This window comes from Clostridium sp. (genome assembly GCF_036643715.1).
Classification (GTDB): Bacteria; Bacillota; Clostridia; order Clostridiales; family Clostridiaceae; genus Clostridium.
The window spans coordinates 1-23,132 of the sequence record NZ_JAVXRL010000033.1 but is presented as its reverse complement, the minus strand read 5'-3'; the positions used below and the strand labels follow the sequence as shown (position 1 = coordinate 23,132).

Sequence of the window (23,132 nt, the reverse complement as noted above, 5' to 3'; positions counted from 1 at the left end):
ATCTTTGAATACATCTTGGAGTCGTTCATTGAACTCTATTATTATAGACAGTAGGTGTTGTCGGTTGAGTACCGTTAGAAACTCTTAATAAGGTTATTATAAACGGATGTTTATATATAATAAATTAAGGTGGTACCACGTGAGTAATCTCGTCCTTTCAACGGATGAGGTTTTTTTGTTATATTAAATTATTTTTTTAATAATTTTTATAAATAAAAAGCTATATAAGAATCACCACAAATCTTATATAGCGTAAGAAAATTGCAAATATCGTTAAATTATTGCCCTTCCCCGAATATTAATATTATTATTTTACATATATATTATATTAGTTTTTCTTAAGAAGGTCAATAATTAATCTAAATTTAAATTAATTATTGGAGGTTTTTATTATGGAAAGAAATGTTTTAGATATTTTAAAGGAACGTGGATACATTAAACAATTCACACACGAAGAAGAAACAAGAGAATTACTTGGGAAAGAGAAAGTAACATTCTACATAGGATTCGATCCTACTGCTGATAGTTTACACGTTGGTCACTTTATAGCTTTAATGTTCATGGCACACATGCAACAAGCTGGTCACAGACCAATCGTATTAATTGGTGGAGGTACTGTTACTATCGGAGATCCAAGTGGAAAAACTGATATGAGACAAATGTTAACAGACGAACAAATACAACATAATGTTGATTCAATAAAAGGTCAAATGTCAAGATTCATCGACTTTGAAGATGACAAAGCTATATTAGTTAACAATGCTGATTGGCTTAGAGGCTTAAATTACATTGATTTCTTAAGAGAAGTTGGTGGACACTTCACAGTAAACAAAATGTTAGCTGCTGATTGTTTCAAGAAAAGATTTGCTTTAGATAGAGGTTTATCATTCTTAGAATTTAACTACATGTTAATGCAAGCTTACGATTTTGTTGAATTAAATGAAAAGTTCAACTGTAAGATGGAACTTGGTGGAGACGACCAATGGTCAAACATGATTGCTGGTGTTGATTTAGTAAGAAAGAAAAAAGGTAAGAGCGTATACGCTATGACTTGTTCTCTTTTAACTAACAGCGAAGGAGAAAAAATGGGTAAAACTGTCGGTGGAGCTTTATGGCTTGATCCAGAAAGAGTATCACCATTTGAGTTCTTCCAATACTGGAGAAACATCGCTGATGCTGATGTAGAAAAATGCTTAAAATTATTAACATTCGTATCAATAGATGAAATAACAAAATTATGTTCAGTTGAAGGATCAGAAATTAACGAAGCTAAAAAGAGATTAGCTTTCGAAGTAACTAAACTAGTTCATGGTGAAGAAGCTGCTGTTAAAGCTGCTGAAGCATCACAAGCTTTATTCGAAGGTGGCGCTAATTTAGATCACGTACCTACTGTTGAAATTACAGAAGCTCATTTAGGAACTAACCTAATCGATGTATTAGTTGAATTTGATGTATTCCCATCAAAATCAGAAGCTAAGAGATTCGTAACACAAGGTGGATTAACTATAAATGACGTTAAGGTAGAAAATTTTGCTGAAAACTTAGAGAATGCTCACTTCGCTGAAGGATTCGCTATGATTAAAAAAGGTAAAAAAGGATTCACTAAATTAGTTATTAAATAATAAAAATACTTTTCAAAAAAATTAATGCTTAAATATATAAATTAGTTAATTATTTAAAAATAATTATAAATAAAATGCTTAAAAAAATTAATGCTTTATAGTCTCACTCATTTTAAGACTATAATACTCCAAAGGGTACCGATTTTAATGCTTTCGGTACCCTTTTTGCGTTCTTCTTTTCTCCCCTACTTACTTCAAAAGGTCCTATTAAACTTATACTTTAAGCTAGTAATATAAAGGACTTTCTAAATTCGATGTTGAAAACTATATATGAGGTGATATTATGAAAATAGGAATTATAGGTCCATCAGAAACTGAAATAATGCCCTTTATAAATAATCTATCTGATTCAACTGTTGAAACATATGCAATGTTAAATTTTTATACTGGTAAATATTATAATGTAGATGTTGTAGCTTTATATTGCGGAGTTTGTAAAGTCAACGCAGCAATCGCTACTCAAATACTAATAGATAAATTTAATGTGACTGCAATTATTATAACTGGTGTAGCTGGTGCAATTGATAGCACCTTAAAAATCGGTGATACAGTAATTTCTACAGAGGTTTCATATCATGATGTTGAAGACGGAATATTAACTGAATATCATCCATGGATGGATAACATATATTTTAAAGGGGATAATAGTCTTCTTAAGTTAACTAAAGAAATTGTAGATAATAATATATTTTCTCAAAACATATTATTTGGAAGAATTGTAACTGGAGAAGCATTTATAAGTGACTCTGGTAGGAAACAAATAATTGAAAAGTATAATCCACTTTGCGTAGATATGGAAACAGCTAGCATAGCCCATGTATGTTATGTAAATACTGTTCCTTTTATAGCAATAAGGTCAATAACAGATACCGAAGAAGACTGTGGTGTAGAAACCTTCGAATCAAACTGCCTATATGCATCCCATAATTCCATCACTCTTATGGAAAAAGTAATAAAATCGCTTTAACTAATTTATGCATAAAAAAAGGACCCTCACTAATGAAGGTCCTTTGTATATTACAAATAGTTATTATCTTACATCGTAGATGTTTTCTAATTTCTTTTGTATAGCTGTATCAACTTTTTCCATGTATTCATCGAATGTTGCCATTTCGTTGATGAATGGTGAAAGTACACAAGCTCTTAATACAGTAACTTTTTGTACTTCATCCCATGATTCTCTTGAGAATCCAAGTGATTTAACAAATGGGTATGGGCTGTTTCCGTAGTCAGGAACTGCGAAATCAGTATGTGAAGTAATGAAGTCATTTCCGTATAATCCGCCTCTTGCGTATGAAGCTTCTTCATAGAAATCATGGTTTAATTGGTTCATCTTAACTAAATCAGTGTTTCCTTCTTCATTGAATGCGAAGTCAACCATATTGAAATCTGGTCTGATTAATGTGTTAAGTATTAATTTCTTACCACCAACTATAAATTCTTTTCCATTGAAGTGGTTGTATAAGTTAAATGCACCTTCAACACCAGCTCCAATTAATTTTCCGTATCCTGTTATATTTAATGGTAATGTTCTATGAGCTGCCCAAACTGATGCTGCTGTAGCTCCAGCTTTTGATCCTTCAAGCATGAATGCTCCAAGAAGTGCAGGTATATCCATTCCTTTTTCAAATACGTAAGTTGCGAAGTATGAGATTGATTCTCTCATTCTCTTATCTTTAACAACTATTCCACCAGCTGAGTAAGGGATATATCCCATCTTGTGAGGATCGATAGTTACTGTATCACATTCGCTTATAGCTTTGAATGCTTCGTAAGTATCATCTGAAGGCCACTCTGTAGCTTCGTTTAAGAATACTCCGTGCTCTAAGTATTTAGCTTTTAAATCTTTCTTAGGTATGAAATCAAAGTTTTCATCTAAGAAGATTGATCTTGCGTATCCACCGTATGCAGCATCAACGTGTGCATAGAAGTGTATTCCTTCTTTAGCTAACTTGTCTCTTACAGCTATGATCTTGTGTATATCATCAACTGCTCCTTCTTCTGTTGAACCAACAACTCCAACAACTCCTAATGTAGGAATTCCCTTAGCTGCATTTTCTCTGATCTTTTGTTCAAGAACTTCTGTGTTCATTCTGTATTGTTCGTTAACTTCTACAGCTTCAACTTGGTCTAAACCTATACCGATTATATCAGCAGCTTTTAGCCATGAGTAATGCTTAGTTTGAGGAACAAACCATTTTCCTAGCTTTCCTAAGTTCTTACCACTTCTAGCTGATTTAGCTTTTAAATCATCTAATTGTTCTGGAACTCTATCAACTAAATCTAAGATTTCCTTTGTTGACATGTTTAAAAGTTCCCATTCAGTTTTTCCTTCAACTAATTGAGGAGCAACTTCTTTCATTGCTAGAGGTAATGACTTAATGTTTCTAGCATACCAGATAGCTTCTAAGTTAGCGATTGATCCGTCTGCACAGATATGTCCCCAACCAATTCCATCTTCGTATCCCATAAGTTTAGCAAAATCTGCTCCAACTTCTTCTTCCATTTCTGAAGTTCCTGGTGATGATTCGTAAGCTACGTTATTTCCGTTATATAACATCGCTGCGAAATATCCAAGTATTGCTGGCATTAAAGTTTCTGAGTTCATGTGTCCTAAGAATCTTGGTGAATGCCATGGTAATGATTTTGATCTTAATTTTCTTGATAATTCTATTAAAACATCTTCCATTTTGTCCGCTGTTATTTGGTAATCTTCTTCACGGATATCTGATGTCTTTATTATATCTTTATCTTCTGGATGATAGTTCTTTCTCCATTCACTATGGTCTTGGAATAACATATTTAAATGCTTTGAGAAAGTTTCTTTGTTTTCTGACTTTGGTCCTAAAAATAATGCTTTTAAGTTTAAATCTTGTCCACTCATTTTAAATACTCCTTTGTTTTTCAATTTTTTCTATATGCACATTTAAAATGAAATGCTTAGTCATTTTAAATACTCATATTATAATGCTTTTTTCTTTATATAAATTTTTATATAATGCTTTTTAATAATGTTTTTTATAAATAATTATGCTTAAAATTATTTACTTTCTTTTTTTCTCCATTCAGGTTTCTTGAACTTGAATATTATTAATGGAATTATGATACTTACAATTGTTCCAATAATTTGGAATGCAATGTATCCTGTATGTTGGTTCTTAGGTAAGATTGATGGTGGTATTAAACTTACTATTACAGTAATGATTACTCCGAATAAAGCAAGCATTGATATAACCCACATTAATCCATTTCCTGATGATCCTAATCTAAATGGTCTTTCAACCTTAGGTGCTTTGTATCTTAATACTATAGCTGATACCGCAATTAATATATAAACGATACAGTAAAGTATAGTTGTTGTTACAGTTATCATAAAGAATGCACTGTTAACATCTGATGTTATTAAGTAAGTGATTGATATTAATGAAATAACTATAGCTTGTATTAAAACGAAAGTTATTGGAACTCCATTTGCTGTTCTCTTTTGGAAAACTGGTGGTAAATTTCCTTCGTCTGCAACTTTGATCATTGCTTTTGATGGTCCAAGTACCCAAGCACTTAATTGAACTAATACACCAATTGCTATCATTGCTGATATGATGTTTGAGAATACTGCTGGTATTCCAAGTCCTTGACAGTATATTACGAATGGTTGAGTTATATTAGCTAACTCCATTTTTCCCATTGGTACTGCGTTTGCAACTGTTAATCCTGCGATTAAGTTGAATATTACTAGAAGAATAACTGAGCTTATAACAGCTATTGGATAATTCTTCTTAGGGTTTTCGATATTGTTAGCGTGAACTGATGATATTTCAACCCCTGCAAATATAAATATAATTCCTGAGAAATAAGTTAAGCTTCCGAAATCGTGGAAGTCTGGTATTATTTTGCTTGCGCTAAATGTTCCTAAATAGCTATCAGCTTGTATACCGTTTTTACATAAGTAAGCTACACCTAGAACTACTAAAGCGATAAATGGAATATAAACTCCGATTACTGCTCCCCAGTTACCAACAATCTTAACCATATCGAATTTAAGATTTAATAATGTAACTCCCCAATAAGAAATAAGTATTACGATAAATATAAATACGTTATTTTTTGATAATGCTTCGTTTCCTACAACATATCCTAGTAGAACTCCAACTGTTGAAGCTACCATTACCATTCCGAAGAACATTTGAACCCATAGAAGCCATGAAGTTACGAATCCCCATTTTTCTCCTAGTGCTGCCTTAACCCAAACGTGAGGGCCTCCTTCTTCTGGCCATCCTGTAGCAAGTTCTGCTGCTATTAATGAAATTGGAATAGCGAATACAATAACTGCTCCTACAAGATAAAAAATTTGTGCCCATCCATTGATTGCTAATGTTGGAACACTTCTAACTGTACCGAAAAATGCCATAGTGATTCCGATAAGTTGGAATAATGTAAGTTTTTTAACACTGCTCATGAAACTACATCCTCTCTAAAAATATTTAATTTTCGATCAAAATCATTACTAATTACAATATAAGTTATAACTATTAATGATTCTGAAAATTATCTGCATATGAAATGTGAATTCATTCCACACACAGCACATACTATATATTATTCTCTTTTAATTTTTTGTCAAACGACCATATTCGCCCCCAAACACAGTTTGTTAACAATATTCACATTTACTATACTCTGTTTCCATTTCGTTAACACTTTTTGCAATTAAATCTGCATTTTAATCCACTCGGAGCAATTTAAAAATCATTAATTTTAATAAATGTTCATATCTTATACTGTTTACGGCATGTATTCGTTTTTATATTTTACCTTTTTATTAACTACTTTTTTTATGTACAGCTACAGTGTTTTTGTATTTTGTTCCTTTTACATGAATATTTATCCAAAGAATATTATGTATTTTTTTCAAATTTGAAGGATATAAAACATTATTTGTAGAATATTATATATAAAGGGAGTGGTTTTATGAATACAAAATCAGATGCAATTAAATTCAGTTTAGGGATTCTTGGACTTTTTGCATTTTTAGTACTTTTTGCAATTATATATGGTCAATTAATTCTTTAAAATTCAAGAAAGGACTATTTAAAGTAGAGTTTATATACTCTATTTCAAATAGTCCTTTTTTAAATTCATTATTATATTTCTTATTTTGTTACTTCTTCTTTTTTCTTATTTGTTAAAAATAGTGCACATACGAATCCAATAGCCGCAATTACAGCTGATGCGATAAATAAGTTTGCAAATCCACTGTTCATTGTTGATTGGAAAGTATTTTCTATTGCAACTCTAGCACCATCCACTTGATGTAAATAATCAGTTCTCATACTATTAAACATTGTTTCAACTGTAGTATGAGGTGGCAAATGTCCGGCTAGTCCTTGTTCAATACCAGGTTTTGCCTTATCAAACATAAATGTTGAGAAATCTTTCATTACTCCAGTTATACTAGTTACATCTGCATTTTGGAATGAATCTAGTATATGTTTTGGAACATCACTTGCTCCTATTGAATGAGCTGCACCTGATCCCATACCTGGAATTTTAGGCATAACTTCCATTAACTTTGTTGGCATTTTATCCCCAGCTTCTGCAATGAAATTAACTAATATATTAGGAGATACTGCAATACCAACACTTTTTACAAGTGATAATGTTGCTTGTGCTGAACTTGCTTCTTCTTTCTTTACATAGCTTTGCATTAAATAATTAAGAGGGGTACCCATTGTTAATCCCATACCAACTCCCATTATTCCAAGTGCAAAGAATAATCCTACTGCATTATTTGTCTTTGATACAAATAGTGCTAATGTAAGTGTACCAATCATTGTTGCTCCAAAACCTGCAAGTAATACAACTTTTGCTGAGTATTTATCAATGAATTTTCCACCTATTGGCGCTGCAATACCTGAACATATTGCCATTACAGTAATTAAGTATCCACCTGAACCTTGGCTTAATCTTAATACATTTTCACCATATTGAGGTATAAATACAACACTCATCATTCCACAACCAACAACTAAACTCATTATTAAAGTTATACGTATATCTCTATCTCTAAAATAATTTAAGTTTATTATTGGATCTTCTGCTCTATTTTCACGATAAATAAATACAGGTATTAATACAACAAATATTATTAAAAATGGATATACATCTGTTGATTTAAATGATTCTCCAAAATGATGGAAGTTAAGATTTGTAACTGCATACATTATTGATAAAATCATTATTGATACAATAATACTTCCTATTATATCTAGTTTCTTTTCTACCAATTCTTTTTCTATTATCTTTATTCTAAGTGCCATTATAACAACTACTACACATATAGGAACATTTATAAAGAATAATAATCCCCAGTTGTCACCACCGAATATATTTATAATACCTGAACCAATTGTTGGTCCAAGGGTTGTAGCTATACCATAAGTTGCTCCAACGATACCAAGGGCAGCACCTCTTTTTGCTTTAGGGAAACTTTCTCCAATAAATGCTGTAGCAATTGGCATAATACCACCGCCACCGATAGCTTGTATAATTCTTGATGCAATTAAGAAGTTATATCCTCCAATATAATCAGAAATACCACATAGTGCTGAACCTAATCCAAATACTGCAATTGAAAATACGAATAACTTCTTCTTTCCGTATCTGTCTGCAAGTTTTCCAGATATAGGCATTACAACAGCGTATGCTAATGTATATATTGTAATCATCCAAATCGATGAATCTGCACTAACACCTAATGCATCTGCTATAACTGTTCTAGCTGGAGATACAATTCCTGAATCCATACCTCCAATAAATATACCTAATAAAAACATGATCATTAATGCGGTTTGGGTCTTTTTGGCATACCCATTCTCATTTTCCATTTTAATTCCTCCTTTTGTGAACATTGTTCATATAAGTTCATAAAATAACATAAATCTTATAGTTATTAAGATATAAAATTTATGTTATTTATGAGTTAAGACAACCATTAAATCTTCAAAAGAAAAAGCGTTACTTTTTACTATAGTAACCATATTAGTTATTATAAATTTACTAAATTTACTAGTTTCTAAATTAATATTAAGCTCTCCTCTTTCTCTATGATAATCTATCATCTCATCTACTACTGAATATAACGGTCCTAATATATCTTCACTACAGTGATCTGGCTTAGTTTTTTCTTCCTTATATAAATCTAAAAATATATCTATATGATTAGCTAAATAATTATTTAGTTCATCGTATATCCTTCTCATCTTATCTTCGAATGGTATTTCTAGAATTTTAATCTTATCCAAATCATTAATTGCAGTGCTCCAATCTAAACGAACTATTTCAGTTGCAATTGAATACTTATTTTTAAAGTAATTATACACAGTTCCAATTCCTATATCACAATTCTTTGCAAGTTTCCTCATACTTAAGGCTTCGTAACCATTTTCTTTAAGAATAACTTTTGCTTCTATTAATATTTTTTCTCTTGGATTTTCTAATATCTTTGGCACTTTTAATCACCTCATTATGAACCATGTTCAAATTATAGTTTTATTTATAGTTCTTTTCAATGTTATTTCTGTAAGTATTTTGTTAATAATCTATATATACTTATCATTATTCCCTTTTGTTACTTTTTTTGTATTTTACATCATAGAAATTTAACAATTTTATTACGTTTTATTTCTTTTATCTATTTTAAATTGGTGTATAGTTTCTTTGTGATTAAATATTCTCTATAATTTTAGGAGGCTTATACATGGAAAATGATACTAATTTCAAAAATATTGAAAAGGTCTATGGCAAGATTAGCCCTTTTGAGTTTAAAAACGAACTAATAAACGTAGCTAGAAAAGAAATGGAAACTGGAAGAAGACCTTTGCTTGATGCTGGTCGTGGAAATCCAAATTGGACTTGTTCAACACCTCGCCAAGCGTATTTTACTTTTGGACAGTTTGCAGTTTTAGAAACTCAAAAAACATGGTGTGATGGAGACCTTGCTGGTATGCCTCATAAAAGTGGTATTTATAATAGATTTAAAGAGTTTGCCAAATTAAATGAAGATGCCCCAGGTATCGACCTTTTAGTAAATATAATAGAATACGGAATTTATGAAAATGGATTCGACCCAGATGACTTTGTTTATGAACTTACAGATGGAATTATTGGTGATAATTATCCTTATCCTGATAGGATGCTTTCATATATAGAACAAATCGTACACAACTACTTATTAAAGGAAATGTGTTCTAACGATCCAAAACACGGTAATTTTGATATTTTTGCAGTTGAAGGTGCAACTGCTGCTATGTGCTATATATTTGATTCATTGAAAGCTAATGAACTATTAGTAAAAGGTGATAAAATTGCAATAATGACTCCTGTATTTACGCCATATTTAGAAATACCTAACATACCAAGATATAGTTTAGATATAGTTGAAATAAAAGCTAGTGAATTTACGACTAACGGTGAAGAAACATGGCAATACCCAAAATCAGAACTCGAAAAACTTAAGGATAAATCAATAAAAGCTCTATTTATTGTAAATCCAGGTAATCCATCATCAGTTGCATTAGATGATGAAAGTAGAGCTAACTTAATTTCTGTTATTAAAGAATATAACTCTAATTTAATAATAATATCAGATGATGTTTACGGTACTTTCGTTCCTAACTTCCGTTCATTGATGACTGATTTACCTTATAATACGATTGGTGTTTATTCATTCTCTAAATATTTTGGTGTTACTGGATACCGTCTTGGTACAGTAGCTCTTCAAAAAAATAATGTATTAGATGATTTAATTAAAGAACTACCTGAAGATAAGAAATCTATGATAAGATCTCGTTACAAAGATCTTTGTACTGATACAGATAGTATTCCTTTTATAGATAGAATAGTTGCAGATAGTAGACAAGTTGCATTAAATCACACTGCTGGTTTATCAACACCACAACAAGTTCAAATGGCATTTTTCTGTGCTTTTGCATTACTTGATAAAGATAATACTTATAAGAGTCTTACAATGGATATATGCCGTCGCCGTAAAAAATTACTATTCGAAGGACTTGGTATGGAACTTGATGATAACCCTTATAGTGCATACTATTATACTGAATTTAATTTGTTAAATTGGGCTAACCAAACATTTGGTGAAAGTTTTACAACTTACTTACAAAAAAATTATACATTAGTATATATACTTTATAGACTTGCTAAAGATTATTCTATAATCCTTTTATCTGGAAGCGGATTTAATGATTCAGAATGGTCTATTAGAATTTCACTTGCTAACTTAGATGATTATGAATATTCAAGAATAGGTAAAGTATTACGTAATCTTATGCTTGCTCTTATTAACGAATGGAAGGAATCAGAAAAATAATATAATAAATGGCTACCAAAACTAATATTTTGGTAGCCATTACTTTTTAACTTGCTACATTATTTAAAGTGAATTTTAAAATAATATATTTAATTGTGTCATAGCTAATATCCGCTCTAACTTCTTCTTTTATAGGTTTCAACTTATTATATCCAACCTTTTTAATTACTTTTAAAACTTCTTCTTCATCTTCTTTAGAGAATAATGATTCAAAATTCATTTTAAAATCTATATCATTTCCATCATTTAAATACTGATATACATGGTTCATAACTGTTCCTATACCAAGCGCTCTCTCACTTGCTACTTGAACAAAACTTTTACCACTTCTTAGTTCCTCTAAAGTAACTTCATAAGATTTCTTTTTATCACTTTTTCTACTTTCACTTTTACTAGTTGTGCTTTTCTTTTTATTACTAGTAACAACAAAACTAACTTCTAATGAATTATTAGTAACATACTCTTCTATTTTATCTATGAAATCTTTTCCGTACTTATCTATCTTCTTCTGCCCAACACCACTTATATCTAACATTTGTTCTTCTGTTCTTGGCATTCTAACACTCATCTCTTTTAAAGTATTATCACCAAATACTATATAAGGTGGAACCCCTTCTGTTTCTGCGATTTCTCTTCTTAAAGTTTTAAGTATAATAAATAGATCATTGTCTTCAATAATCTTCTGAACTTTTCTTTCTTCTTTAAATAGAACTTGCTCTTCTCCCATAAGTATATTTCTTGATTTTTCATTAGGAGTAACTACTGGAAATTCTCCATTATAATTTAAATATCCATTAGCAATTAACGTATTTATAAATTCTTTAAGGTCGTCTTTCGAATAATCTTTCATTATTCCGTAAGTTGTTAACTTATCTAAATTAAAGTCAACTAGCTTTTTATTTTTAGAACCTCTTAAAACATCAACAATCATTCCGATTCCATAAGGTCTCTTCATTCTATAAACACAAGAAATAACTTTCTGTGCATCAACGGATTTATCTATAACATCTCCATCAAATTCACAACTACTACAATTGCCACAGTCTTCTTTACGATCTTCACCAAAGTAATTTAATATATATTTTCTATAACAGCCTGTGTAATATACTAAATCAGTCATAGTTTGAAGTTTATCTAACTCATTTGCTTTTCTTTCTGGATTAATTGTTCCTACATCAATTATATACTTTTGCTTTTGAACATCTCCTGGCGAAAATAATAATATACATTCTGAGTTTTCTCCGTCTCTACCCGCTCTACCTATTTCTTGGTAATAACCTTCAATATTCTTTGGCATATTATAATGTATTACGTATCTAATATTAGGTTTATCTATACCCATTCCAAACGCATTTGTGGCAATAATAATACTTTTTCTATCATATACAAAGTCTTCTTGATTTTTCTTTCTCTCTTCATCTGATAGACCTGCATGGTATTTTGTTACACTAACGCCTCTTCCTTCTAAAAGTTCATAAAGAGAATCTACTTCCTTTCTAGTTGCTGAGTATATAATTCCTGACAAATCTCTATTTTCATTTATATAATTTAATACGTAGTTTTTCTTATTTACACCTTTTTCTATAATTATTTTTAGATTTTCTCTATCAAATCCTGCTATAAATACTTTAGGATTTTTAAGTGCTAAAAGTTTTATTATATCTTCTCTTACTTCTGTTGTTGCTGTAGCTGTAAAAGCTGATATAACTGGTCTCTCTTTCAATAAGTTTATAAATCTACTTATATGTTTATAACTACTTCTAAAATCATGTCCCCACTGTGAAACACAATGTGCTTCATCAACAGCAACTTGAGATACTTTTATATTAGATATAGTATTTAAGAAATCCATTGACTCAAGTCTTTCTGGTGCTACATAAATTATTTTAATATCCCCATTTTTAACTTTAAATAAAATATCATTTATTTCTAAAGCTGAAAGTGATGAATTAATATAAGAAGAATTTATTCCCATACTATTCATTCCATCAACTTGGTCTTTCATAAGCGAAATAAGTGGTGATATTACAACTGTTACACCATCCATTAGCAATGCTGGAACTTGATAACAAATCGACTTACCTCCACCAGTTGGCATAATGCATGTAACATCATTACCACTTACAATCTCATTTATTATATCTTCCTGACCTTTTCTAAATTCATTATATCCAAAGTAATTTTTTAATACTTCTAAAGCTTTCTTCAAAAATTTCACTCCCATTTATTTAATCTCTTCTTCAATTATAACCAATAAACTCGATAATAGCCAAAATAGAAATTTATAATTAAACTCAACTTATAAAATTCCATAAATATACTTTTTATGTTATAATTTAGTAAACGTTTAATTGAAAGGTGGGCTCTTATGAAAGAAAAAACCCATATTATAATCCATTGTATAATGGGTGCACTTATATGCATATTTGCAATTTTATATTTTAATAAATCATCTGAATACAATCATTTAAATGATCAATATCACATTTTGGCTAATAATAACAACGGGAATTATTATAATACCAGCCCATTTATATCTGATTATTTTATTACTATTAATGATAAAAATAACTCAGTATTATCTTTAAGCTTAGACTCTATGTACAAGCCTGACAATGTAACTTTATTTTATAAAGAACATAACAGTGATAACTCTAAATATTCAAAAAAAGAAATGGAATTATCTGATTACGAAACATATGTAGCTGTCCTTCCAAGTAAGGATAAGACGTATAACTGTTATATTGATGTAAAAATTAATGATAAAACTTACACTATTAACATGGACAATAATATTTCATATAATAATTATTTATTAAGTAAATTTAATGTTGACTTAGGTCAACGATTCAGTTTTACTTCTGGTGTATCTACAGGGAATATTAATTATTCAATATATTTAAATAAAGATGATCACTCTGATAAATATAAAATTAAATCTCTTAAATATACTCTTTCCTATAACGGAGAAATTCTTAAGGAACTATCATTAGATGATTTAAGTAAAGGTGATTCTAATGGATCTAGTCCTAATAATGTTTATAAATTTATGGATACTTTATCATTCGATTTAAATAACTCATCAGCTAGAGATGATTTGTTAGAGTCTAAAGTAACTTTTGAAGATAGCCTTGGTAATAAATTCGAAAAAACAAGTACAACAGATTTGAAAATTATAAAATAAAAAAAGTGGCTTAGCCACTTTTTTTATTTTAATCTATCTAAGCCTTTTTTATAAACTAAATACATATAAGGCTCATTTTTAACATACTCTTCTAATTCATTAATAGGTATCCATTTAACTCCACTATTTTCATCTTCTTTAATAGTGAGACTATCTTTCTCATCACCTTCTATTAAATAAGCTAAAGATAAGTGAAGGTGTGGTGATACAAATTCACCTTTTTTAATATGCCCTTTAACTGGTATTACATCAAGCATAGCAATATCAGTAATTATTGGTTTCACATTTTTAATTCCTGTCTCTTCTTTTAACTCTCTAATTGCAACATCTAAGAAATTTTCTTCTCCATCAGCATGACCACCAGTCCAAGCCCATGAATTATATATATTATGGTGTATCATTAAAGTTTTATCTCTATTTTTATTAAGTACAAAAGCAGAGCTTGTTATGTGACATACAACATTTTTTCTTGTTAATACATCATCAAAATTTTCTATGCACATTAAAAAGTTTTCTTTATCTTTTTGTTCCTGCTCATTAACAGGTATATATTCCTCAATTTCTTTTATCCAGTCCATAACCTTCTCCTCTTTATGTTAATTCCATTTCCATCATCGCCATATGTTCTAAAGTTTTATAACCTTGGCTTTTATAAAATCCTTCTGTCTCATCAGTTCTTGAAGTAAATAAATAAATTATATCCACTCCCTTTTCCTTTAATCTGCTTGTAAATTCCTTTAAAAGCTTTTTACCTATACCTTTTCCTTTAATGTTTCTGTCTACACAAAACTCTTTAATATTGAAGTGAAGTCCATCATAGTAGTGCTCATCATTTCCAAGTATCATCCCAACTTCTTTTTCTTCGTGAAAACATATAAGACCATAAAACCCTTCACAGTTAATCATCTGAGTTAATCTTTTTTTTACTGTCTCTTCTGTCCATTTATCATTCCAAGGTGGAGCATTAAAAGCCTCAACATAAAAAGGTATAATTATATTTAAGTTGTCTAGTGTAAGTTCCTCAAATCTCATCTTTTCCTACCTCCTGAAATTGTAATAAGACTTACATAATCCTATTGTAGATCTATGTAAGCCTTAAAGTTATCTTTATTTAAACATTTTCCTGAAAATTTCTTTTTCTTCATTACTTTCAAATAAATTTAAGAAATCACATACCTCAATTCCAAAATCAATAAATGCGTTACCTTTTGAAGTTATTACATTAAGATCTCTTGCTATATGTGCTTTTACATAATTTTCTCTATTAAATGGGTCTTTATCTCCAAAAATTTCTTTATGCTTATCTGTCCACTTTTTAACTGGTGTCGTATATGTTACATTATCTAAAGCTCCAGCTTTTGCTAAGTATACTGTTCCAGCACCGCATATACCAGCTATTAATTTATTATTATCCTTAAAGTATAAAATTAAACTTTTAAGTTCATTCTTAAATTCCCCATTCCATCCCCCTGGAATAATTATTCCATTAAACTCTTCATATTCAACATCTTTTAATTGCATATCAGGAACATATGTAATCCCTGAGCTTCCCTTTATTGTATCTCTTTCATATGCTACAGTTACAAGCTCATAATTGTCTGATGAACTTATTAAATGTGATACAAAAGTAGTTTGATAATCTGCCATATCATTAAAAATGAATAATGCTATTTTTTTCAAAATGAACGTCCCCCTCAATAAGTGTCATACCATAAAACACTTTACCATATTTAGGTTAATTATATCATAAATGAACTTTTTATTTCTTAAATTAATTCATTTATTTCTATATATGGATTTCTATATCTATTTTTTTTAATTGTTTTTGAACCTATATTTATTGCTACTTTAGGACATATGTTTATACATGCCATACAGTCAGTACAATTACCTTTCCATACTGGTTTTTTTTCGATTATATCAATATTGTTTACAGGACATATATACCTACATTTATTGCATCCTATGCAATCTTCATTTACATTAAAATTTTTATCTTTCTTTTTATATCTGTCTTTCCAAACAGTATACATTGAATTATTTATTATTTGTTTTCTCTTCTTAAACTCTTTATTCTCTTGCTTTTTAACACTGTTTATAAATTCATTTAATTTAGATTCTTCTTTTTCTATTGCTTTGATTGCTCTCTCTTTAGTTGGCTCTAATCCTGCTCTAGTGTAGTTTGAAATATATTTTATCTCCTCATAATTATTAAGTTTTAAACCTAAGGAATTCAAGCTATCTTTAACTTGAATAAAACTATTATTAGAACTTCCTCCACCTGTTACTTGTAAGAAAAAGACATATGGATTCCCTTCTAATTTTAATTTTTTTAAAAACTCACAAGCTACAATTGGAAGTCCAAAACAGTGTAGCGGAAATATAAAACCGACTATATCGCTATTACATTTTATTTCTTCTTTGTCTAATTCATTTGATATATTTATTAGTTCCACATTATCAATTGATTCTTTAAACTTCTTACCAGCATATAAACAATTACCTGTAGATGTAAAATAATATATTTTAATCATATTTTCTCCCTGCCTTTTATTATTATTTCTATAATTAATTTTATCTTTATTACGTTATAAATAAAAGAAGAAACTCTACTTATATTTAGAGTTTCTTCTTCCTTAAGGTTTAGCTAATAATTTGATCCTAGTGTTTTTTATAATTCCTTTCCATCAAAGCTCTTATATTTAGGTTCATTTTTTGCATTACCTACATTATCTTGATTTTGATGAAGTCTTTGTCTTCTTTCACCTTTTTGCATAGGATTTCCTAGGTTATCTTTTTTAGGCATTTAGACCACACTCCTTTCAAATATTATCTTTCTCCTTATTAAATTAAATCATTCATATATAAATAAAATCTATATATTTTCTATATTCTTTCTCTCACCTTTGAAGTTATTAATTTTACTTCTTCTCTTTTCTAATTCATAATAAACTTCTTCTAATGGAATATTTAACTCATTTAGTAATACTAAAATATGATATGTTAAATCACATATTTCATTTACCTGTTCTTCTTTATTGTCCACTTTCATGCTTGCTATAACAACTTCAGTACATTCCTCACCTACTTTTTTTAAAATTTTATCTTTTCCGCTATTAAATAAATATGTTGTATAAGAACCTTCATCCCCATCTTTTTTTCTACCTTGTACAACATCATAAAGTTCTTTAATTATATCCTTCAAAATACCCCTCCCTAATTTTACAAAATAATATTTTTAAAGAAACAACTTCTCTCACCAGTATGACATGCAACTCCTACTTGTTCTACAAATACTAATATAGAATCACTATCACAATCTGCTTTAATATTTTTAACGTATTGAAAGTTTCCAGAAGTTTTGCCCTTATTCCAAAGTTCTTCTCTACTTCTACTATAGAACCAAGTAGTTTTAGTATTTAACGTCTTTTTCAAACTTTCCTTATTCATATAAGCAAGCATTAAAATTTCCATAGTTTTATAGTCTTGAACTATACAAGGAACTAGTCCGTTACACTTATTAAAATCTATATTATCAATACTTATTTCCCGAAAAATAATTATCATCCCCAATCTACTTTCTAACTGCTATACCTTGCGCGTTAAGATACTCCTTAACTTCGCTAATTGTTACCTCTCCATAATGAAATAATGATGCTGCAAGTGCTGCATCTGATATATCATCTTCTAGTACTTCACTAAAATCTTCTAACTTTCCACATCCACCTGAAGCTATTATAGGGATATTAGTAACATCTCTAGCAGCCTTTATCATATTTATGTCAAAGCCTTCTTTAGTACCATCTGCATCCATAGACGTTAATAATATTTCACCAGCACCAAGGTTTGTAACTTCATTAACCCAATCTATTAAATCTATTCCAGTGTCTTCTCTTCCACCATTAATATAAACATTCCATCCACTTAAATCTTTTCGCATCTTAGCATCTATTGCAACAACTATACATTGACTTCCAAAGAATTCTGCCCCTTCTTTTATTAAATACTTATTTTTAACAGCTGCTGAGTTTAAACTTACTTTATCAGCACCACATCTTAAAATTGCTTTTATATCCTCTAAATTTCTAATTCCACCTCCAACTGTTAGTGGAATAAAAATTTTCTTTGCAGTATTTGAAACTACACTCTTTATTATTTCCCTATCCTCACTTGATGCAGTTATATCAAGAAATACAAGTTCATCTGCTCCTTGGTCATTATAATATTTTGCAAGTTCTACAGGATCTCCAACACTTTTAAGTCCAATAAAATTCACCCCTTTTACAACCTCACCATTTTTAACATCTAAACATGGTATTATTCTTTTTGTGTGCATAAATAATCCCCCTTATTTCTGACACTCATATATTGCTTCCTTTAAATATAATGTTTTAGCATATATTCCTTTTCCAGTAATAGCTCCATATAAACTAAGCCCATTTAAATCTTTAATATTATTAATATCACAGACTCCTCCTGAAGCTGTGATATCAATATTAACTAAAGTCTTAAGTTCCTTAAGCATCTCTAAATTTGGACCTTCTAAAGTTCCATCTTTACTTATATCTGTAACTATAATATTCTTAACCCCAATTTTTTCTAACTTTTTAGCAAAATCCATATAATTAATTGAGCTATTACTAAGCCATCCTCTTCCATAAACATATCCATCTTTACAATCTATTGAAACTGCTATTTTATCTCCGTATCTTATAACTGCCTCTTTTAAAAACTGTTCATTTTCAACTGCTAAAGTTCCAAGTATTACCCTAGAAACTCCACCATCTATTAATTTTTTAATCTTTTCAAAAGATCTTATTCCTCCGCCAACTTCTACCATTGCAGAAACGTTTTTAACAACTTCTAAAATAATATCTAAATTAATTAACTCACCATTTTTAGCCCCATCTAAATCAACTATATGAATTAATTTAGCCCCATCTTTATCGAAACTCTTTGCTATATCTAAAACACTTTCTCCAACTACTTCTTTTTTTGTATAGTCTCCTTTATATAGCCTAACTGGCTTTCCATCTATAATATCAATTGCCGGTATTATAATCATAAGTATCTCCTTCATTTAGAGCTCTATCATTACAAATATCACAAAATTTTCTAAGCAATTTAAGTCCTTCTTCACCGCTCTTTTCAGGATGAAATTGAGCTCCTATAATGTTATCTTTTCTAACTATCCCAGGAACATTAAGTCCATAATAATCTGAATAAGCTACTAAATCTTCTTTATCATAGTCTTTTGCATAATAAGAGTGTACGTAATACATGTAACTTTCATCCTTTAAATCTCCAATGAAATCATCCTCTTTATTTATAGTTAATGAATTCCACCCTATATTCGGAACTCTAAGATTTTTCTCATTCATCTTTATAACTTTACCTTTAAGAAGTCCTATCCCTTTTGTTTCATCACCCTCATATCCCATTTCAAACAACAATTGCATTCCAAGACATATTCCAAGTAATGGCGTACCAACTCTTCCAGTTTCTTTTACAACTGAATATAATCCATCTTTTCTTAAGTTGAACATAGCTTCCTTAAAAGAGCCTACTCCTGGAAGTATTAGTCCATCACATTTTCTTAAATCATATTTATAAGAACTAATTAAATATTTTTCATTTAATTTATCTAGTGCATTACATATACTTTTTAAGTTCCCCATACCATAGTCTATTATCCCTATCATTTATTTCTCCCCCTTTAATTAAATATATCAACTAAAGCACGCCTTTAGTTGATGGCAACTCAGTACCACTCACAGTTTTAGCAGATCTAATCGCCCTACCAAGTGCTTTAAATAACCCTTCAATTTTATGATGATCATTTTTTCCATACATTACTTTTCCGTGAACTGTCATCATTCCATTAAATGCGAAACCTCTAAAAAATTCTTCAGTCATCTCTGTTGAAAAATCTCCTATCTTTTCTCTATTAAACTCTCCATCAAAAACTAAATACGGTCTCCCACTTATATCAATTGAAACAAATGCTAGTGATTCATCCATAGGAATATAGAAACTTCCATACCTCTCTATTCCTCTCATATCACCTAAAGCTTCCTTGAAAGCTTTTCCAAGTACAATTGATACATCTTCAACAGTATGATGATCACAAACCCATTTATCGCCATCACACTGTATATCCAAGTCTAACCTGCCGTGGAAAGCAAATAAGTTTAACATATGATCAAAAAAACCTATACCAGTATTAATATTACACTTTCCACTTCCATCTATATTTAACTTTAAGTTTATATCAGTCTCCTTAGTCTCTCTCTTTATAACAGCTTCTCTCATTGCAAAACTCCTTTATAACTTTTAAAACTAAATTATTCTCTTTAGCACTTCCAATTGTTATTCTAAAGCTGTCATCTTTAAAGTTTCTTATTTCAATATCATTTTCATCTAAATGTTTTAAAAACATCTCTTTATACATACTTCTTCCAAATATATAATTTGCATTACTTCTATAAAATTCAATATATCCTGACCACTCTTCCTCTAACCCTTTAAGTAATTTTATCATTCGCTCTCGCTCAGTTACTGTTTCATCTACACTTATTCTCATACTATCTACATCATCTATAATTTTTGCACCTATAATTTGAGAAATGCTATTTACGTTATATGGAACTTTAAGCCTATTAAGTTTATTAATAAGCTCCTCACTACCAATAAGAAATCCAACTCGTATAGCTGCTCCACTAAATGCCTTTGATAAAGTTCTTGTAACTAATAAATTATTATAATTTTTAACTTCATCGATTATTGTTGAACTATTATATTCAAAGTACGCCTCATCAACTAAAACTAAGGTGTTTTTAAAATTATCTAATATTTTCTTTATATCATCATTACATAATGAAAATCCTGTTGGATTATTTGGATTGGAAAATATTATTAATTTAACTTCTTCTCTTTTACCAATGTCTATAAAATCATTAATACTATAACTTCCATCATTTCGTGAATTTAACTTTATAAGTTCACCTTCATTTAAAGATACATAATAATCGTACATAGAAAAATCTGGGTTAAGTGTAAGTACTTTATCACCTTTATTGATGTTAGAAGATATAACAAGTGATATCATTTCATCTGAACCATTACCAGCAATTATATTTTTATAATTAACGTTACAATATTTACTATAAGCTTTTCTTAAAGTTATATTTTCACTATCTGGATATCTATTAAAATTTTCTTTTGATATTTCTTCGATAATTTCACAAACCTTATATTTATCTATATTTTTAAAGCTTTCATTACCATTTAATCTTATTTTCTTTTTACTATTCATACTTTCGTATATCTTTTCATCTTTCATATTAAAGTCCTCACTTTAATAGAATTTGCATGGGCAGTTAATCCTTCTTTATTTGCAATATTTATTATTTTTTCTCCATCTTCAAATAATGCTTCTTTTGAATAACATAAAAAAGATGACTTCTTAACAAAACTTTGAACTGATAGTGGTCCAAAAAACTTAGCAGTCCCACTAGTTGGTAATACGTGATTAGTTCCACCAAAATAATCTCCAACTGGCTCTGGTGAGTACTCTCCTAAAAATACAGACCCTGCATTTTTCACTTTTCCTAAATAAGTCATTGCATCCATTAGCATTATTTCTAAATGTTCTGGCGCTAAATAATTTGATATTTCAAAGCATTCATCAATTGATTCGCATATAATTATCTTTCCATAATTTTTAAGCGATTCTGTTATTATTTTTTCTCTACTTAATTGTTTGATTTGAATTTCTATTTCTTTTTTAACTTTACATGCTAATTGTTTAGATGTTGTAAGAAGAATTGAAGATGCTAACTTGTCATGTTCAGCTTGAGACATTAAGTCTGCTGCAATAAACTTTTCATTTCCTTTTTCATCTGCTATTATTAATATTTCACTAGGTCCTGCAATCATATCAATATCCACTTCTCCAAAAACTTCTTTCTTTGCAAGTGCAACAAATATATTCCCAGGTCCAACAATTTTATCAACAGCTTTAATACTTTCAGTACCATAAGTAACTGCTGCAATTCCTTGAGCTCCACCTATTTTATAAATTTCAGATACTCCACAAAGCTTAGCTGCAACTGCAATATATGGACTTATCTTGCCGTCTATTCCTGGCGGAGTAATCATTACAACTTCTTTAACCCCAGCTACTATTGCAGGAATAACATTCATTAATACAGTTGATGGATAACTTGCTGTTCCACCAGGCACATATACACATACTCTATCTAAAGGAATTACTCGTTGCCCCATATATACTCCATTTTCTCTATTTAAAATATATCCCTTTTCTTTTTGTAAACTGTGATATTCAAATATATTTTCCTTAGCTTCATTTATATCCTTAAGAAATTTATCATCTACACTATTGAATGCTTCTTTGACTTCATAATCACTTACTTTAAAGTCATTTATTAAAACATGGTCATATTTCATTGTTAATTCACGTAATGCTTTATCCTTAAATTCTTTTACTTCTTGTAATATTTCTTTTACTACTTTTAAATTCTTCTCGCTTTTCCCTTCGCCCCTTTTTTTTAGTTCCATTAAAATATATTTTTTACTAAACTCTTTTAAGTCTATTAAGTCAATCATTAAAATTCGCCCCCTTCATAGATTCATATCCCTTATACCAAACCCCGTTTTATCTTATTTAATAAATTTTCAATTTCATTTTTTTTAAGTTTAAAACTAGCTTTATTTACTATAACTCTTGCACTTATATCACATATTTCATCTAGTACTACAAGTCCATTTTCCTTTAAAGTTGTTCCCGTTTCCATAATATCAACTATCCCATCACATAATCCAAGTATTGGTGCAAGCTCAACTGATCCTTCTATCTTAATTATTTCTACATCCATTCCAAGCTTTTTAAAGTAATCTTTACATACCTTTGGATACTTTG

The 23,132-nt window shown here is 29.6% G+C and carries 23 protein-coding genes and 1 other annotated feature (1 of these 24 running past the window's edge); of the genes, 4 read left to right on the top strand and 19 right to left on the bottom strand.

Features of this window, described 5'->3' with window-relative positions; translation table 11 throughout:
• Positions 1-160 (top strand) — a binding site (T-box leader); it begins 80 nt to the left of the window's first position.
• A 232-nt stretch (positions 161-392) separates the two neighbouring features.
• Both tyrS and RSF37_RS10280 read left to right on the top strand, forming a co-directional pair.
• Positions 393-1,622 (top strand): tyrosine--tRNA ligase, encoded by a 1,230-nt coding sequence (gene tyrS / locus RSF37_RS10285; RefSeq protein WP_332564325.1) that lies wholly within the window; start codon positions 393-395, stop codon positions 1,620-1,622.
• A gap of 283 nt (positions 1,623-1,905) precedes the next feature.
• The gene (locus RSF37_RS10280; protein WP_332564324.1) at positions 1,906-2,589 is read left to right on the top strand and encodes a 5'-methylthioadenosine/adenosylhomocysteine nucleosidase; all 684 of its coding nucleotides are present in this window, start codon (positions 1,906-1,908) and stop codon (positions 2,587-2,589) included.
• Positions 2,590-2,652: 63 nt separating this feature from the next.
• Here RSF37_RS10280 and tdc read toward each other — a convergent pair whose 3' ends face one another.
• The 4 genes from tdc to RSF37_RS10260 all read right to left on the bottom strand — a co-directional run bounded on the left by tdc (position 2,653) and on the right by RSF37_RS10260 (position 9,130).
• Entirely contained in the window at positions 2,653-4,506 is a 1,854-nt protein-coding gene (gene tdc / locus RSF37_RS10275; RefSeq protein ID WP_332564323.1) for a tyrosine decarboxylase, read from the bottom strand.
• 156 nt (positions 4,507-4,662) lie between these two features.
• Complete coding sequence (gene tyrP, locus RSF37_RS10270) at positions 4,663-6,078, bottom strand: tyrosine-tyramine antiporter (RefSeq protein WP_332564322.1); 1,416 nt, start codon at positions 6,076-6,078, stop codon at positions 4,663-4,665.
• A 694-nt stretch (positions 6,079-6,772) separates the two neighbouring features.
• Positions 6,773-8,506 carry an MFS transporter gene (locus RSF37_RS10265; RefSeq protein WP_332564321.1) on the bottom strand — a complete coding sequence of 578 codons (1,734 nt, stop codon included), beginning with the start codon at positions 8,504-8,506 and terminating at the stop codon, positions 6,773-6,775.
• A gap of 84 nt (positions 8,507-8,590) precedes the next feature.
• Positions 8,591-9,130, bottom strand: coding sequence for a TetR/AcrR family transcriptional regulator (locus RSF37_RS10260; protein ID WP_332564320.1), 540 nt, complete (start codon positions 9,128-9,130; stop codon positions 8,591-8,593).
• A gap of 248 nt (positions 9,131-9,378) precedes the next feature.
• Here RSF37_RS10260 and aspD point away from each other — a divergent pair, with 248 nt between their 5' ends.
• Complete coding sequence (gene aspD / locus RSF37_RS10255; RefSeq protein WP_332564319.1) at positions 9,379-11,007, top strand: aspartate 4-decarboxylase; 1,629 nt, start codon at positions 9,379-9,381, stop codon at positions 11,005-11,007.
• A 46-nt stretch (positions 11,008-11,053) separates the two neighbouring features.
• On the opposite strand, the gene recQ is transcribed toward aspD, so the two are convergent.
• A complete protein-coding gene (gene recQ, locus RSF37_RS10250) occupies positions 11,054-13,216 on the bottom strand; it encodes a DNA helicase RecQ (protein ID WP_332564318.1) in 2,163 nt (720 codons plus the stop codon).
• 159 nt (positions 13,217-13,375) lie between these two features.
• Between recQ and RSF37_RS10245 the strand changes: the two genes are divergently transcribed.
• Entirely contained in the window at positions 13,376-14,191 is an 816-nt protein-coding gene (locus RSF37_RS10245) for a hypothetical protein (protein WP_332564317.1), read from the top strand.
• A 23-nt stretch (positions 14,192-14,214) separates the two neighbouring features.
• Here RSF37_RS10245 and RSF37_RS10240 read toward each other — a convergent pair whose 3' ends face one another.
• From RSF37_RS10240 to hisG, 14 genes are all read right to left on the bottom strand, one after another.
• The gene (locus RSF37_RS10240) at positions 14,215-14,769 is read right to left on the bottom strand and encodes an NUDIX hydrolase (protein ID WP_332564316.1); all 555 of its coding nucleotides are present in this window, start codon (positions 14,767-14,769) and stop codon (positions 14,215-14,217) included.
• A 13-nt stretch (positions 14,770-14,782) separates the two neighbouring features.
• Positions 14,783-15,223, bottom strand: a complete 441-nt coding sequence (locus RSF37_RS10235; RefSeq protein ID WP_332564315.1) for a GNAT family N-acetyltransferase — start codon at positions 15,221-15,223, stop codon at positions 14,783-14,785.
• 75 nt (positions 15,224-15,298) lie between these two features.
• Positions 15,299-15,871, bottom strand: coding sequence for a DJ-1/PfpI family protein (locus RSF37_RS10230; RefSeq protein WP_332564314.1), 573 nt, complete (start codon positions 15,869-15,871; stop codon positions 15,299-15,301).
• Between the two features lie 86 nt (positions 15,872-15,957).
• Positions 15,958-16,725: an EFR1 family ferrodoxin gene (locus RSF37_RS10225; RefSeq protein WP_332564313.1), complete on the bottom strand. Its 768-nt coding sequence runs from the start codon at positions 16,723-16,725 to the stop codon at positions 15,958-15,960.
• Between the two features lie 137 nt (positions 16,726-16,862).
• Positions 16,863-16,997, bottom strand: coding sequence for a clostri-philic family protein (locus RSF37_RS10220; protein WP_332564312.1), 135 nt, complete (start codon positions 16,995-16,997; stop codon positions 16,863-16,865).
• Positions 16,998-17,066: 69 nt separating this feature from the next.
• Entirely contained in the window at positions 17,067-17,396 is a 330-nt protein-coding gene (gene hisE / locus RSF37_RS10215; protein WP_332564311.1) for a phosphoribosyl-ATP diphosphatase, read from the bottom strand.
• A gap of 17 nt (positions 17,397-17,413) precedes the next feature.
• Entirely contained in the window at positions 17,414-17,758 is a 345-nt protein-coding gene (hisI, locus tag RSF37_RS10210) for a phosphoribosyl-AMP cyclohydrolase (RefSeq protein WP_332564310.1), read from the bottom strand.
• Positions 17,759-17,765: 7 nt separating this feature from the next.
• A complete protein-coding gene (gene hisF / locus RSF37_RS10205; RefSeq protein WP_332564309.1) occupies positions 17,766-18,527 on the bottom strand; it encodes an imidazole glycerol phosphate synthase subunit HisF in 762 nt (253 codons plus the stop codon).
• A gap of 12 nt (positions 18,528-18,539) precedes the next feature.
• Positions 18,540-19,256, bottom strand: a complete 717-nt coding sequence (gene hisA / locus RSF37_RS10200) for a 1-(5-phosphoribosyl)-5-[(5-phosphoribosylamino)methylideneamino]imidazole-4-carboxamide isomerase (RefSeq protein ID WP_332564308.1) — start codon at positions 19,254-19,256, stop codon at positions 18,540-18,542.
• The gene (gene hisH, locus RSF37_RS10195; protein ID WP_332564307.1) at positions 19,234-19,893 is read right to left on the bottom strand and encodes an imidazole glycerol phosphate synthase subunit HisH; all 660 of its coding nucleotides are present in this window, start codon (positions 19,891-19,893) and stop codon (positions 19,234-19,236) included. Before hisH ends, hisA begins: the two co-directional genes overlap by 23 nt.
• Positions 19,894-19,924: 31 nt before the next feature.
• Positions 19,925-20,503: an imidazoleglycerol-phosphate dehydratase HisB gene (gene hisB / locus RSF37_RS10190; RefSeq protein WP_332564306.1), complete on the bottom strand. Its 579-nt coding sequence runs from the start codon at positions 20,501-20,503 to the stop codon at positions 19,925-19,927.
• Positions 20,472-21,533 (bottom strand): pyridoxal phosphate-dependent aminotransferase, encoded by a 1,062-nt coding sequence (locus RSF37_RS10185; protein WP_332564305.1) that lies wholly within the window; start codon positions 21,531-21,533, stop codon positions 20,472-20,474. The genes hisB and RSF37_RS10185 overlap by 32 nt, the downstream gene beginning before the upstream one ends.
• A complete protein-coding gene (gene hisD / locus RSF37_RS10180; RefSeq protein ID WP_332564304.1) occupies positions 21,530-22,819 on the bottom strand; it encodes a histidinol dehydrogenase in 1,290 nt (429 codons plus the stop codon). Before hisD ends, RSF37_RS10185 begins: the two co-directional genes overlap by 4 nt.
• A gap of 32 nt (positions 22,820-22,851) precedes the next feature.
• The coding region (gene hisG / locus RSF37_RS10175; protein WP_332564303.1) for an ATP phosphoribosyltransferase at positions 22,852-23,132 on the bottom strand (281 nt) is incomplete at its 5' end.